The following is a 12,545-nucleotide window of genomic DNA, read 5'->3' as shown; positions in this document are numbered from 1 at the left end:
AATCTGGTTAGCGGCCGAGCCCGAGTCCGAGGTCTCCAAGAACGTCGTTGACGATCGAGTCGACGGAGCCGTCGATGTCGCCGCCGTCGACATCCGTGCCGACATCCGTGCCGTTGCCGGCGTCAAACGGGGCGGTGACGGGCGCTTCGATCGGAGTGACCACGTCGTTGCCGCTGCCGACGGACGCGTCGTTGCCGACCTCGTTGCCGGAGGCGACATCACCGATGTCGCTGTTGAGAGAATCGTTCACGAGCGGGCCGTTGACGACTCCGCCGTTGACGACTCCGCCGAGCGAGGTGTCGTTGCCGAGCACGCCGTTGCCGGTCGAGTCGTTTCCCGAGAGGTCGAACAGGTCGCCGATGATGTCGAGGCGGTTCTGCTCGGACGAGCTGTCGGCGCTCGTGCTCGTGCTGCTGTTGTCGCGGTCGCGGTCGAGGGCCTGGGCCGGGGCGACGAAACCGCCGATGATGAGAGCGGATGCTGCGGCGCCGGTGATGCCCAGCGCGGTGATCTTGCGAATGTTCGTGTGCTTCGTGATCGTGTTCATGAGAGCTCCTATTCGTTGTTCTGTTCCGGCCCGATGTTTACTCGGGCCGCACAGATGGTCCGGAGCCCCGACGGATCGGGTTTGGTCGGCCTACCCAAAATGGGTGTCCTGGGCGGATCTGAACGCGTATCAGGCTCGTGGCGACCCGCGCAGATCGCCGTCACGAGCGGCATCCGCTGGTCGCTGCGGCGAAACCTGAGAACAGTCTGGCAACCCGCGCTGGATGGCAAGCGAGGACCTTGCGTCAGTCGAGCAGTCGAATGACACGCTCCCGCAACGCGTTGCTGCGCTCAGTGAAACCGCGCTGGCGGCGCACATACTCGGCCTTCCCGGCGGCAGTCTCGACCGGAACCGGCGTGTAGCCCCAGTCAACCAGGTCGTAGGGGGAGGCCTCCATGTCGAGCTGGCGAATGTCGCGGGCGAGCTCGAAGGAGTCGAGCAGCACCTCGCCGGGAACCAACGGGCCGAGCTTGATCACCCACTTATAGATGTCCATGCCGGCGTGCAGGCAGCCGGGCTGCTCCAGCGCCGGCTGATTCTCCCGCGTCGGCTGCAGCTGGTTGAGGGGCAGGGCTTCGGGTGTGAAGAACCGAAACGCGTCGAAATGGCTGCACGCTATGCGGTTTTCAAGGACGACGGCATCGGTGTCGCCCTGGCCAAGGCGCAGCGGCGCGATGTGGCGGTGCTCACCCTGACGGTAGACCATCGCCCACTCGTGCAGTCCGAAACAGCCGAACTGGGCCGGCCGCTGTCGGGTCGCTGCGAGGAGTGCTCGGATGAAGGCGATGACGCGCTCATTCTTCTCGGAGAAGGCGGCGAAATCCACCTGGCTGTCGCTGCCCGTGGTGCGGTACCACTTCCAGTTCGCCCGAGGCTCGGTCGCGGCGCCCTGCAGGAGTGCGCCAGCGCCGGGATGCCAGCGGCGCAGCAGCCCAGGGCGAAATGGGTAGTAGGTGAACAGGAAATCGTCGACCGGATGCGTCTGGCCGGTCGCCGCCCGCTCGCGGCGACCACGGGTAAGCGCGTCGGCGCGCGCTTCGTGGGCCTGCTCGAGGGCCCGCCACTCGGCGGTCCCGAGCAGCCGGGTGGGGGTAGTCAGTTGCACTCCCACGACACTACGCCTGCAACCCGGGGCGTAGGCTTACGCGCCCAGGCCGAGCGTATTCAGGGCCGTCTCAAGTGCGCTCCGGGCGGCCCGATCAAGTCCGAGCAGCGGCAACGGCAGGTTGGGCGACCCGACGAGGCCGAGCGTCTCGGCCGCGGCGGACACGACTCGAAGGCTGCCGAACTGGCGGAAGATCGCCCAGAAAGGTTCGCGCTGAGACCGGTGAACGTAGTTGTGCCCTTCGTCGGTGCGCGCAAACGAGGCGCTCCCGCTACCTTCCCGCACGTTGGGAGTGCAGAGTACTGCCCATCCCGCGCGCAGAAGATGCGCGTTCGACGCGAATCAATGTCGTATCGCAGCCATCCCGCTGGTCGAGCTCGTCGAGAGCAAGGCAAACCGGCGCTGGCCGCCTGCAGGACCCAAACGTCTCGCTAGTCGAGCTCGCATAGGCATGATCTGACTCAGTCTCAGCGTCGTTCCCGTGCGGCCGGCCCTATTTTTCCCAGTTGGGTTTTTCGGCGGGGGTGGCGGCACGGTTTTGGCCGCCGGGACGCCAGGTTTGGGTGGCGTCGAAGAGTAGGGGGCCGCGAACCCAGGGGCGGCCGTCGCGCATGTGTGCTCCGCCGTTTTCGCAGCGGCATTCGTGGCCACGGAAGCATCGAGGTATTCGGAGCGGCGGAGCACATCCGTCGTGGACAGCACCCGGGCTCCGTCGACCACCCGGCCGACGCTTTCGAGGGCGAGCAGAAGAGTCAACGATTCTTCATCGCCCAAGGACCCGAAGGACACTCCGCCCAAAGCCTCAAGCAATGCGTCCCGGGCCTGCTCCACCGCCACAATGACTGGGTTCGAGCTGGTCTCGTTCGGGTTTTCCATGAACATGGGCGCCATTGCCTCCTTGACGCCAATTTTACTCCAAGTCGAACACAAAAGCGAGGGAATCTCAATGCTTTCAACAAGCAAAATGGCGCGAGTTGAGGCTCGGGAATCATGCGCTTCGGCCTTGTGTCCCCCTTCGTTCGTGAGCATTTTGTCTAACGATCCGACGGTGGGTTGTGGTTGCCGGCATCGAAAAAGTGGGATTTATGAGCGAATTTGTGTCATCAAACTCGCAGACGAGATCCGACTGCGAAGGTTCTAACCCACATACTCCGCCGCGCTCGTATCCGGGCACATGTTCCGACCACGGGCCCAGCTTCTAAGCTCGGCCCGAGGATGCGTCTACGCGGCCAGGGGAGAGGCGCCGGCCTGCCAGCGGATGGCGCGCACCCCGGCTCGGGTGCCGTGTGTTTCAGCGTCGTGGCCGCGCAGACGGCGGCACTCGACGAGGTCTTCGGCCGGTGTGATGTGCGGGTCGCGGCAGGAGCTGTCGTAGCCGGTGTAGTCGATTTCAAGCAGGAGTTCATCGTCGGTCATGGTGGATCCACTTCGGCGGGGCGTCTCGTCTGAGCTGCCGGGCGAATGCACCTGCCGCAGCAGGCGGTTGCTTCGACGCGATTGTGCGCGAATTGTTGGCACGCGATCGGAATCGAAACCCAATGTCACTCTCCGACGATACTGGCGGAGCTGGTCTGTTCGTACGAGGGTAAGTGGCCGTCGTACGGAATGTCTGCATTGACGCGAAATTGTTTCATTTCGTTACACGGCGGTGATGCACCGTTAACTTCGATTCGCGCGCTACCCGTGCGGGCGTACCCTCAAACTATGAAACGTGCACTCGCGCTCAGCCTGGTCGCCGGGCAATTTCTGTTGCTCGGGGCATTGGTATTTTTGCCGCACGGCTCGCTCTGGTCGACCGGCATCGGCGTCATCGTGGCCGCGATCGCGTTGGGGCTGGTCGGCGCGGCACTCGCGGTGCTCGGTGTCGTAGGACTCGGGCCGGCATTGACCGCGAGCCCGATTCCCCGCGAGCGCGCCCCGCTGATCACTTCGGGCGTCTACGGGCTCATGCGCAGCCCCATTTATGCGGGACTCATGACCGGCGGTGTCGCGCTCGTGCTGGTGGGGGCATCCGCTTGGCATGTGGTGGTGTGGATCGCGCTGGTCGCACTGCTGTCGGTGAAGACGCGGTGGGAAGAGCGGATGCTCGTGGCTGAGCACCCCGAATACCGCTCCTACGGTGCGCGCGTCGGTCGTTTCCTCCCCGGTGTCGGCCGGTTGGCCGAGCGCGGCTGAGCCGGGAAATTTCTCGTTCGTTGGCGGCTTGCGGTAACGAATTCGGCGTGACGGTGTTGCCCCCAGTATGACTATTCCGCTCTCCATCCTTGACCTCGCTCCGATTGCCCCCGGGCAGACCGCTCGGGAGAGCTTCGCGGCGAGTGTCGCGCTCGCGCAAACGGCCGAAAAACACGGGTACGCGCGCGTCTGGTATGCCGAGCACCACAACATGCCGACCATCGGATCGTCGGCAACGAGCATTCTGATCGGCCACGTCGCCGGGCAGACCGCCACGATCCGACTGGGATCCGGTGGCGTCATGCTGCCCAACCACTCTCCCCTCGTGATCGCCGAGCAGTACGGCACCCTCGCCGAGCTCTACCCCGACCGCATCGATCTGGGCCTCGGGCGGGCACCCGGCAGCGACCAGAACACCGCTCGAGCGATGCGCCGCGACCCGCGCGCTTCCGACCAGTTTCCGCAGGACGTCATGGAGCTGCAGGCCTACCTGCGCGGCCAATCGATCGTGCCCGGCGTGCAGGCCGTTCCCGGCGCCGGCACCAATGTTCCGCTGTACATTCTGGGGTCGTCGCTGTTCGGTGCCGGACTCGCCGCCGCCCTCGGACTGCCCTACGCCTTCGCGTCGCACTTCGCACCCGATGCGCTGCACGACGCCATCGCGCTCTACCGCCGCGACTTCACTCCGTCGGAGCAGCTCGCCGCCCCGCACCTCATCGTGGCCGCCAACGTGATCGCGGCCGATGATAAAGCGGATGCCGTGCACCAGTTCGAGACCACCCGCCGCACCCGGGTACGCGGCATGCTCTCCCGCGGCCCGGCGACCCCAGAGTACAGCGACGACCAGATCGACGTCTTTCTGACCACGCCGGAGGGCCGCAATATCGCCAATATGATGCGTTATTCCGCGGTCGGCACGGCCGAAGAGGTGCGCGCCTATCTCGAGGAATTCGCCGCGGGAACCGGAGCCGACGAACTCATTCTCGCCCACCAGTCGCCGTTCATCGCTGGCCGCCTGCGCTCGGTGGAACTGACCGCCGATGCTATGAGCCTCGTCGCTGCCTGAGCTGGCAACATGACCCCCGACGCGCTCGTCGACCTCTGCCTGAGCCTGCCGCAAGCGATCGAAACGTTTCCGTTCGGTGAGGAGACGAGCGTGTTCAAGACCAGCGGAAACGGCAAGATTTTTGCCCTCGCGGCGCTGGCGAGCGAGCCGCTGACGGTGTCGCTCAAGTGCGATCCGGAGGAGAGTCGCGCCCTGCGCGAGGAGTTCCCTCTTTGGATCACGCCGGGCTATCACCTGAACAAGAAGCACTGGATCACGGTCGAGCTCGGCGGCCAGGTACCCGCCGAGCTCGTCGAGCAGTTGCTGCGCGACAGCCACGCGCTCGTGCGGCCCAGGGTGCCCCGCGCCAAGCTGGAGTAGCGCGCCGGTCGGCGTCGAGCCGTGAGTTTTGAGCCGTTGAATCGTTTAAATCGGGCTGAAAATCACGGCTCGGCGAGTGGCTCGCCGAGCGGGTCGGCCGCCGTCAGGTCGGCCAGGGCCATCCCGCCCACCGGCAGACCGGCCCAGGACAGCAGGGTCCAGCCCTCCTCGGGTGAGCCGGTCAGCTCGACCACGCCGGTGTTGTCGAGTTCGTTCTCGCCGGCAAAGGTCGCCGGCACGTTCTGCGCGCGGGCTGCGGTCCACACTCGGATGGCCGCGCCGTGGCTGAACACAGCAGCGACGTCCGCGGTCGCGGCTGCCACAGCGATGTCGGCGTCGAACCGTCGAAAGAAGTCATGACCGTCTTGAGCGCCGGGCATCCGCTGGTCGAGATCACCGGAACCCCAGGCCACCGCGGTTTGCAGATAGGTGCGAACGGATGCCCGATCGCGCAGCCCTTCGAGTGACCCCGCTTCGATCTCGTGCAGCCCGGTCGCGACCTGCACGTCGAGTCCGCGATCGGCGGTGAGCGGATGCGCCGTCAGGTGAGTGCGCAGCAGCGTCGACACAAAAATGGCGTCGATGGGGTCGGAGCGCAGGGCATCGGGAATGGCGGCGGCCTGACGCAGACCGAGATCGGTCAACCCCGGACCGGGATGCTCGGTGTCGAGCCGCCCGAGAACGTTGCCGGGAGTCTGGCCATGGCGGATCAGGAGAAGTCGCATAGTGTCTCCAGCATAAGCATTGGCCCTGCAGCATAGGGAACCCGGCCGGTTAGAGCTGTCGTGACGGGGAATGGCGCGTCCGCGCAGCGGAAAGTGGCAGCATGGTGGAGTTACCTTCGAGCGTGTCAACAGGAAGCAGCCCCATGACGATCATCAAAATCAACGCCATCACCGTGCCGAGCGACGGCGGCGACGAGCTTGCCCAGCGATTCGCCGCGCGCGCCGGCGCCGTCGACGACCGCCCCGGTTTCGAGGGCTTCGAACTACTCAAGCCCACCGATGACCGCCTGACCTGGCTCGTCGTGACCCGCTGGGCCGACGAGGAGTCGTTCCAAGCCTGGGTGAGTTCGCCGTCGTTCGCTCACGGCCACCGCAGTGAGACGCCGAAGGAAGGCGAACCGGCCGCGCGTCCCGTCGGTGTGAGCAGCGAGCTGTGGTCGTACACGATCGCCGGCGGTACCGCCCGTTAGTCAGGTGCTCGTCGGCAGTGACCGCGGCGCGCCGGCTCCCCGATCCGGTTCGGTTAGGCGGGCGGGCCGGAGGTCGACCCATCGGCGGGTTCCATGGTCTCGGTTTCGAGCAGCTCGGTGATGGACCGAAGGGTTTCTGGGGAAACATCCCCGAGCATCCTCGCCGCGAAGCTCACCACACGTTGAACGCGCAGGCTCTTCACGAACTCAAGTTGAGCGTCGACGCGTTCCGGCAGGTCGCCGTCGCCGAGCATGTATTCCGGGGGGATGCGGAAGAACTCGGCGATGCCGGTGAGCAGTGCCTGATCGGTGACGAGGGGGCCTTCGCCGGTGATCATGTAGGCCCAGCGTGCTCGCGAGAGGGTCAGGCCGCGTTCGTTCAAGCCCGCTTCGATCTGGCGATAGGTGTATGGGGTGTTGCCCTCGGCCACGACGACGTCGAGCAGCAGATTGAGCTTGCGTGCCAATTCCAGCTGCGGGCTCACCTCGCCGGCGCCTCGCGCGGCGCTCATTTGGCGACTCCCGCCAGAGTAGTGGTTCGGGCCTGGGTGCGCGCTTCGGCCCGATCGATTATGACCAGTTCGTCGGCGGTCACGGTCTGCCCGGAGCGCAACAGCAGGCTGTCGCGAATTTCGACGTGCCGCCGATAGAGGTGCACTCCGGGATTGCGCACGGTGAGCAGTTGTCGGGGGGAGAGCTTGCGTTCGATGCTGAGCTCGGGATTGTCGGCGAGGAGGCGCTGCCACAGCGGAGTGATCTGCCAGAGCAACACCCGGTCGCGAAAATTCTTTCCGGCTGCGGTCAGCCCGTCCGCTGTCGCTGAAAGTCCCAGGCCGACAACGAGGCTGATGGGGGACAACAGTAGCGCCAGGTTATACGTGGTGCGCGCCCAGCCGACCAGCAGGAAGTCCGGGTACAGAACGGCCAGCACGGCACTGGTCAAACTGATGATGGCATAGCCGAGCACACCCAGGCAGGCGAGCAGCACCAGGCTCAAGGATATCAGGGTGACCGGGCGGCGTTGCCGACGCAGGTCGGCCACGCAAGCCGTGGCGAAGGACACCGCGAAGATTCCCATCGCAATCCACGTCGTCGCCGCATAGGCGGTGAAGTCCCAGCGGGGCATGAACGACGCGGCGATATCGTCGGTCATCCGCCAATCGCTGCCGAAGAAAAGCAGAGCTTGCGCGACGATGATCGCAGCGGTGACCATCACTGTGGCACGCTGACGCCCCCGGGTGAGGCCGCGCGGCGACATGGCCTCCTGCACGATCACATCGAGGAGTGCGATGGCCACGATGGTCAAAGCGTGAAAGATGAAGTAGGTCACATTGCCGTTGCCGAGCAACGCGTCCACCGGCCGGTACACCGGCTCGGGCATGAGAGTCATGGTCAACGCGAAGACCGTCAGGAACAGCAGGAGTGGCCTGCGTCGTCCGCGAATCGCCGACGGGACACACACCGCGGCGGCGATCCAAAAGACGGCAGAGAGTGTGAACAGAATCGTTTGCACTAGAGCACGCGTCCGAATCCGGTTTGAGTGCCGTGGGCCGCTTCTGGCCCGTCGTGCAGCATCATGAGGGCCAGTTGATCGCCGATGGCCTCGGCGAGAGCCTCCTGCTCGTCGGTGAACTGGCTGCGAGACAGTGCGTAGGCGATGGCATCCAGAGGAATCAGCGGGGCCAGCAGAGCCACCCGTTCCGCAGAGATCAATTCTTGTTCCTGGTCGAGGATCATGTGGCCGAATTCGTGATTGATGAATTGCTGGCGGTGCACCACCGAGCTGGTCGGTGCATGGTGGATGCGCTCAAAGCTTTCCCCGGCTACGGCGATCCAGAGCCCACACAGCCCAGCCTCAAGCATGCGCGGGGTCGCGGTCTGCACCACGATCTTCTTGCCACGCATCGTTTCCATGTGCTGGTGCAGCAAGTCGGCCGTGAGGGGTCGGGGCAGGTTTAGCGCGGCCACCATGGTGTGTGCTTGTTTCTGGCGTGACGCGTAGTCCATCGATACCCCCTATTTGCCCCGTTCATCCTACCGCTCGGCGAGTACGGCCGGAGCGGGTGTCTGTACCGGCCTCACAAATAGGGTTAGGATAGACATGTCTAACGTGGCTTCCGGGGGGAAGCGGCTGCGGCGACGCTCGTGAGTGACGAATAATGCGGGGGCTCTGATCTCTGTGCCTGGCACGGGGTCCTTCGTCACTCATCGGGCAGTCGCCGCGTGCCACGCGGCCTGCACGACACTCGGCGCCCCACGGGGCGCCGAGTTGCGGCGGTACTCCGGCCCGAAAGCCGCGCGCATCCGCTGAAGGCTAAGAAACGTTACTTCGGCGCGACCGACCGTTTGCACCCGCCGTTAAGCTGAGCCAATGAGCACCGACCAAGAGCCCGAGCGAACAACTGCCGCCGAATCACCCGTCGAAGCGGCTCTCCCGGCTCGATCCCAGGCCCTGCTGCATGCCGTGACGAACTCCGTGGTGATCGCCGACGGCGCCATGGGCACCATGCTGCAGGAGCACAATCCTTCTCTCGACGACTACCAGCAGCTCGAGGGCTGCAACGAGATCCTCAACGTGAGCCGCCCCGACATCATCGCGGCCATCCACGATGTCTACCTCGAGACGGGCATCGACGCCATCGAAACCAACACCTTCGGAGCGAACTGGTCAAACTTGTCGGACTACGGCATCGAAGACCGCATCGAGGAACTCGCCTGGCTCGGCGCCGAGATCGCCCGCACCAGTGCCGAAAAGTTCGAAGCCCGCGACGGCCGGATGCGCTGGGTGCTCGGCTCGATGGGCCCCGGCACGAAACTGCCGAGCCTCGGCCACACCAGCTACGCCAACCTCAAGGCCACCTTCGCCGAGCAGGCGCTCGGCCTCATCCGCGGCGGCGCCGACGCGTTTCTCATCGAGACCTCGCAGGACCTGCTGCAGACCAAGAGCGCGGTGAACGGATGCAAGCAGGCTATTGCCGAGACCGGCATCCGCTTGCCCATTTTCGTCGAGGTGACGGTGGAGACCACCGGAACCATGCTGATGGGCAGCGAGATCGGGGCCGCGCTGACCGCGCTCGAGCCTCTCGGAATCGACGCGATCGGCCTGAACTGCGCCACCGGACCGACCGAGATGAGCGAGCACCTGCGCCACCTCAGTAAGTTCTCGCGCGTGCCTGTGATCTGTATGCCCAACGCCGGCCTGCCGCAGCTGACCAAGACCGGCGCGAGCTATCCGCTGACCCCCGACCAGCTGGCTACGGCGCACGAACAGTTCGTGAAGGAGTTCGGGTTGGGCCTGGTCGGCGGATGCTGCGGCACGACTCCCGCGCACATGACCGCCGTGGTCGAACGGTTGCGGGGCGTCACCGTGAAACCCCGCGTTCTCGAAGCGGATGCCGGCGTCGCCAGCCTCTATCAGCACGTCAGCTTTGACCAGGACAGTGCCTTTCTGGCCATCGGCGAGCGCACCAACGCCAACGGCTCTCGCGCCTTTCGCGATGCCATGCTCGCTGAAAACTGGGACGACTGCGTCGACATCGCCCGCAGCCAGGTGCGCGACGGCGCCCACCTGCTCGACGTCTGCATCGACTACGTCGGCCGTGACGGTGTCGCCGATATGAAACAGGTCGTCTCCCGGCTCGCGAGCGCCTCGACCCTCCCGCTCGTCGTCGACTCCACGGAGCCGGCCGTGCTGCAGGCCGGCATGGAACTCATCGGCGGGCGCCCGGTCGTCAACTCGGTGAACTTTGAAGACGGTGAGGGCCCCACGTCGCGGTTTGGCCGCATCATGCCGCTCGTGAAGGAGCACGGCGCCGCCGTGATCGCGCTGACCATCGACGAAGAGGGACAGGCCCGCACCGCCGAACACAAGGTGCGCATCGCCACCCGGCTGGTCGACACTCTCGTCAACGTGTGGGGCATGCGGGTCGAGGACATCATCGTCGACGCGCTGACCTTTCCCATCGCGACCGGGCAGGAGGAAACCCGTCGCGACGGCATCGAGACCATCGAGGCGATCCGGCAGATCAAGGCGAAGTACCCCGGTATCCACACCACCCTCGGCGTCTCGAACGTGTCGTTCGGGCTCAATCCCGCCGCCCGTTCGGTGCTCAACTCGGTGTTTCTGCACGAAGCCACCGAGGCGGGACTCGACTCCGCTATCGTCAACTCCGCCAAGATCGTGCCGCTCGCCTCTGTGCCAGACGACCGCCGCAAGGTGGCGCTCGACCTGGTCTGGGACCGCCGCGAATACGACGCCGAAGGTACCCTCACCTACGACCCGCTCGTGGCGCTGCTCGATCTGTTCGCCGGCGTCGACTCGGCCGCCCTGAAAGATGAGCGCGCGGCCGAACTGGCCGCCCTGCCGGTGGGTGAGCGGCTGGAGCGACGCATCATCGACGGCGAGGCCAAGGGCCTGGAAGCCGACCTCGACCTCGCCCGGGCCAGCGGGCTCAGCGCCCTCGACATCGTCAACGTGCACCTGCTCGTTGGCATGCAGGTCGTCGGTGCCCGCTTCGGCAGCGGCGAGATGCAGCTGCCGTTCGTGCTGCAATCCGCGGAGGTCATGAAGGCCGCCGTCGCCCTGCTGGAGCCGCACATGGAAAAATCCGAAGCGGCCGGCAAGGGCACGATCGTGCTCGGCACCGTGCGCGGCGACGTGCACGACATCGGCAAGAACCTCGTCGACATCATCCTCACCAACAACGGCTACGACGTGATCAACATCGGCATCAAACAGCCGATCGCTGAGTTCATTCGCGTCGCCGAAGAGAACAACGCCGACGTCATCGGCATGAGCGGGCTGCTCGTGAAATCCACCGTCGTGATGAAGGAGAACCTGCTCGAACTCGAATCCCGCGGACTCGCCGGCAAATGGCCCATCCTGCTCGGTGGCGCCGCCCTCACCCGTTCCTATGTCGAGGACGACCTGGACAGCGTCTTCGCCGGGCAGGTGCGCTACGCCCGGGACGCCTTCGAGGGTCTCGCCCTGATGGAACCGCTCGTGGCCATCGCCCGTGGCGCCGACCCCCGTGCGGTCGGGCTGCCGCCGCTGAAGAAGCGCATCCATAAGAAGAGCCTGCTCACCCTCACCGAACCCGAAGAGATGCCCGGGCGTTCCGAGGTCGCGAGCAATAACCCGATTCCGGTACCGCCGTTCTGGGGCACCCGCATCGTCAAGGGTGTGGCGCTGGCCGATTTCTCGGCGTTTCTCGACGAACGCGCCACGTTCATGGGGCAGTGGGGGCTCAAGCCCAGCCGGGCCGAAGACGGCGCCAGCTATCAGGAACTGGTCGACACTGTCGGCCGGCCTCGCCTGCGCTACTGGCTCGACCGCATCCTGGGCGAGGGCATGCTCGACGCCTCCGTGGCCTACGGCTACTTTCCCGTGGTCGCCGAGGGCGACGACATGGTCGTGCTGCACCACGGCGACGACCCCGCCGGCCTGGTCGGTCAGGCCGGGTTGCTCGCCCCCGATGGCGGTAGTGGCGGCGAGCTCGGTACCGACCGCCTGCGGTTCAACTTCCCCCGACAACGGCGTGACAAGCACCTGTGCCTGGCCGACTTTGTGCGTTCCAGGGACACCGGGCAAACGGATGTCGTCGCCCTCCAGCTGGTCACCGCCGGCGCGAACGTGGACTCAGTGACGGCCAAAATGTTCGCCGCGAACCAGTACCGCGACTATATGGAACTCAACGGACTGACCATGCAGCTCACCGAGGCGCTGGCCGAGTACTGGCACTCGCGCATCCGCTTGGAATTCGGTGTGGGCGGCGAAGACCCGAGCGATATCGCCGGCATGTTCAAGCTCGAGTATCGCGGTGCGCGGTTCTCGCTCGGCTATCCGGCCTGCCCCGAGATGGAGGATCGCCGCAAGGTGGTCGAGCTGCTGAAGCCGGAGCGCATGGGAGTGGTGCTGTCGGAAGAGCTGCAGCTGCACCCCGAGCAGTCGACCGACGCGTTCGTGTTCCACCACCCGGAAGCGAAGTACTTCTCGGTGTAGCGGGCAGGCCCCGGGGGAGTTGCGCCGATGCGCTGGAGTTCCGGTTTGGCCGGAACTCCAGCGCATCGCGTGCAGCTGGACTTCCGCCAGTGCGCG

General features: G+C 65.6%; 14 protein-coding genes. 5 read left to right on the top strand and 9 right to left on the bottom strand.

Annotation, left to right across the window (positions count from 1 at the left end; translation table 11 throughout):
- Window positions 1-7: 7 nt before the first annotated feature.
- The 5 genes from E3O25_RS14085 to E3O25_RS14065 all read right to left on the bottom strand — a co-directional run bounded on the left by E3O25_RS14085 (window position 8) and on the right by E3O25_RS14065 (window position 3,068).
- Entirely contained in the window at window positions 8-547 is a 540-nt protein-coding gene (locus tag E3O25_RS14085; protein WP_134361444.1) for a hypothetical protein, read from the bottom strand.
- Between the two features lie 244 nt (window positions 548-791).
- A complete protein-coding gene (locus E3O25_RS14080) occupies window positions 792-1,652 on the bottom strand; it encodes a 3-methyladenine DNA glycosylase (RefSeq protein WP_370448769.1) in 861 nt (286 codons plus the stop codon).
- Between the two features lie 36 nt (window positions 1,653-1,688).
- Window positions 1,689-1,937, bottom strand: a complete 249-nt coding sequence (locus E3O25_RS14075; protein ID WP_134361443.1) for a hypothetical protein — start codon at window positions 1,935-1,937, stop codon at window positions 1,689-1,691.
- A 57-nt stretch (window positions 1,938-1,994) separates the two neighbouring features.
- Window positions 1,995-2,681: a hypothetical protein gene (locus E3O25_RS14070; protein WP_134361442.1), complete on the bottom strand. Its 687-nt coding sequence runs from the start codon at window positions 2,679-2,681 to the stop codon at window positions 1,995-1,997.
- 192 nt (window positions 2,682-2,873) lie between these two features.
- A complete protein-coding gene (locus tag E3O25_RS14065) occupies window positions 2,874-3,068 on the bottom strand; it encodes a hypothetical protein (protein WP_092111391.1) in 195 nt (64 codons plus the stop codon).
- Between the two features lie 288 nt (window positions 3,069-3,356).
- On the opposite strand from E3O25_RS14065, the gene E3O25_RS14060 reads away from it, so the two are divergent.
- From E3O25_RS14060 to E3O25_RS14050, 3 genes are all read left to right on the top strand, one after another.
- Window positions 3,357-3,827: an isoprenylcysteine carboxylmethyltransferase family protein gene (locus E3O25_RS14060; protein ID WP_166806029.1), complete on the top strand. Its 471-nt coding sequence runs from the start codon at window positions 3,357-3,359 to the stop codon at window positions 3,825-3,827.
- A 67-nt stretch (window positions 3,828-3,894) separates the two neighbouring features.
- Window positions 3,895-4,893 (top strand): LLM class flavin-dependent oxidoreductase, encoded by a 999-nt coding sequence (locus tag E3O25_RS14055; RefSeq protein WP_134361440.1) that lies wholly within the window; start codon window positions 3,895-3,897, stop codon window positions 4,891-4,893.
- 9 nt (window positions 4,894-4,902) lie between these two features.
- Complete coding sequence (locus E3O25_RS14050; RefSeq protein ID WP_092111385.1) at window positions 4,903-5,253, top strand: MmcQ/YjbR family DNA-binding protein; 351 nt, start codon at window positions 4,903-4,905, stop codon at window positions 5,251-5,253.
- A 62-nt stretch (window positions 5,254-5,315) separates the two neighbouring features.
- Here the strand turns inward: E3O25_RS14050 and E3O25_RS14045 are convergent, their stop codons facing one another.
- Window positions 5,316-5,978, bottom strand: coding sequence for a histidine phosphatase family protein (locus tag E3O25_RS14045; protein ID WP_134361439.1), 663 nt, complete (start codon window positions 5,976-5,978; stop codon window positions 5,316-5,318).
- A gap of 143 nt (window positions 5,979-6,121) precedes the next feature.
- Here E3O25_RS14045 and E3O25_RS14040 point away from each other — a divergent pair, with 143 nt between their 5' ends.
- Complete coding sequence (locus tag E3O25_RS14040; protein ID WP_092111381.1) at window positions 6,122-6,448, top strand: antibiotic biosynthesis monooxygenase; 327 nt, start codon at window positions 6,122-6,124, stop codon at window positions 6,446-6,448.
- Window positions 6,449-6,501: 53 nt separating this feature from the next.
- Here E3O25_RS14040 and E3O25_RS14035 read toward each other — a convergent pair whose 3' ends face one another.
- From E3O25_RS14035 to E3O25_RS14025, 3 genes are read right to left on the bottom strand one after another with little or no spacing between them, the layout of a single operon-like run.
- Window positions 6,502-6,960: a hypothetical protein gene (locus E3O25_RS14035; RefSeq protein ID WP_092111379.1), complete on the bottom strand. Its 459-nt coding sequence runs from the start codon at window positions 6,958-6,960 to the stop codon at window positions 6,502-6,504.
- A complete protein-coding gene (locus E3O25_RS14030; protein ID WP_134361438.1) occupies window positions 6,957-7,961 on the bottom strand; it encodes an MAB_1171c family putative transporter in 1,005 nt (334 codons plus the stop codon). Before E3O25_RS14030 ends, E3O25_RS14035 begins: the two co-directional genes overlap by 4 nt.
- A complete protein-coding gene (locus E3O25_RS14025) occupies window positions 7,961-8,455 on the bottom strand; it encodes a hypothetical protein (RefSeq protein WP_134361437.1) in 495 nt (164 codons plus the stop codon). Before E3O25_RS14025 ends, E3O25_RS14030 begins: the two co-directional genes overlap by 1 nt.
- Window positions 8,456-8,819: 364 nt before the next feature.
- Between E3O25_RS14025 and metH the strand changes: the two genes are divergently transcribed.
- Window positions 8,820-12,449: a methionine synthase gene (metH, locus tag E3O25_RS14020; protein WP_134361436.1), complete on the top strand. Its 3,630-nt coding sequence runs from the start codon at window positions 8,820-8,822 to the stop codon at window positions 12,447-12,449.
- Window positions 12,450-12,545: the final 96 nt, after the last annotated feature.

This window comes from Cryobacterium sp. TMT1-3, assembly GCF_004402315.1.
Classification (GTDB): domain Bacteria; phylum Actinomycetota; class Actinomycetes; order Actinomycetales; family Microbacteriaceae; genus Cryobacterium; species Cryobacterium luteum.
Note: the sequence above shows the minus strand (reverse complement) of the source record. Positions and strands in the feature narration are given on the sequence as shown.